Consider the following 1,271-nt stretch of genomic DNA (forward strand, 5'->3'; position numbering starts at 1 on the left):
TGGTGTTAGTATAAAATAGTGGACACATTTTATCGAACTAGATAAAATAATATTTAGTTAGAGAAAGGAAGTGTTTCTACTATGGGTAGAGGTAAAAAATATACAGAAGATTATAAAGAAATGATATCAGATTTATATAAATCTGGAATGACAATTTCTGAAATAAGTAGTGAATATGGCATAGCAAAATCAACTATAAATGGCTGGGTAAAAGCTAACAAAGAAATAAAAATATCTGAAGACGAGGTTATAACATTAAAAGAAGTAGCCAAATTAAAGAAAGAAATGGCTAGAATTAAAGAGGAAAATGAAATATTAAAAAAAGCTATGGCCATATTTGCGAAAGAGAACTAAATAAAATTATACAAGTTATAGAAGTCAATAAAGAAACTTATGGAGTTAAAAAAATGTGCTCTATTTTAAACGTTCCACGTAGCACATATTATAGTAAGAAAAATCCTAAGAAATCAGAAAGAGAAATTGAGAATGAAAAGCTAAAAACGGCTATATTAAAGTATTATAAAGAAAGTAAGTGTAGATACGGAGCTCCAAAGATAAAAATAATGCTTTCTAAAAATGGATTTAATATATCTATAAAAAGAACTCAAAGATTAATGAGAGAATTAGGAATAAAATCTATAATAATAAAAAAATACAAGCCAACATCTAAGAAAAAGCCGAAAGAAGGTTTAGAAAACCTTTTGAAGCGTGATTTTACAACAACAAGCATAAATGAGAAATGGGTAGGAGATATAACTTATATAAAAACGCAAAAAGATGGTTGGTGCTACTTGGCTTCTGTACTTGATTTACACTCTAAGAAAATAGTGGGATACTCTTTCGGTAAAAATATGACAAATGATCTTGTTATAGCAGCACTAAAAAATGCTTGTTATCTTCAAGATATAGGCAAAGATAATAAAATAATATTTCATAGTGATTTAGGTTCACAATATACAAGTAATGATATGAAAAATCTATGCAATGAATTTAATATAATACAATCCTTTAGTCAAAAAGGGTGTCCTTATGACAATGCATGTATAGAGTCATTTCATGCTGTTTTAAAGAAAGAAGAAGTTTATAGAAATACTTATGAAAAGTATGAAGATGCTAAAAAATCAATTTTTCAATATATAGAAAGTTTTTACAATAGTAAAAGACTGCATTCAGCTCTTGATTATAATACTCCTAATGAGGTAGAATTTAAGGCTTTGAATGCAGCTTAAGTAAGTTCGAATTTTTGTGTCCAAGATATTGACACAAATCCA

General features: G+C 27.5%; 1 protein-coding gene. It reads left to right on the forward strand.

Going from position 1 to position 1,271, the window contains the following annotated elements; all coding sequences use genetic code 11:
- Nucleotides 1-81 precede the first annotated feature (81 nt).
- Nucleotides 82-1,229 (forward strand): IS3 family transposase gene (locus EJJ37_RS19730; protein WP_243124929.1). Its coding sequence is split into 2 segments (ribosomal slippage): nt 82-325 and nt 325-1,229, totalling 1,149 coding nucleotides; the frame shifts between segments, so codons are not numbered across the junction.
- The last annotated feature ends 42 nt before the right edge of the window (nt 1,230-1,271 follow it).

Source organism: Clostridium cuniculi, assembly GCF_004353185.1.
In the GTDB taxonomy this organism is placed as follows: domain Bacteria; phylum Bacillota; class Clostridia; order Clostridiales; family Clostridiaceae; genus Clostridium; species Clostridium cuniculi.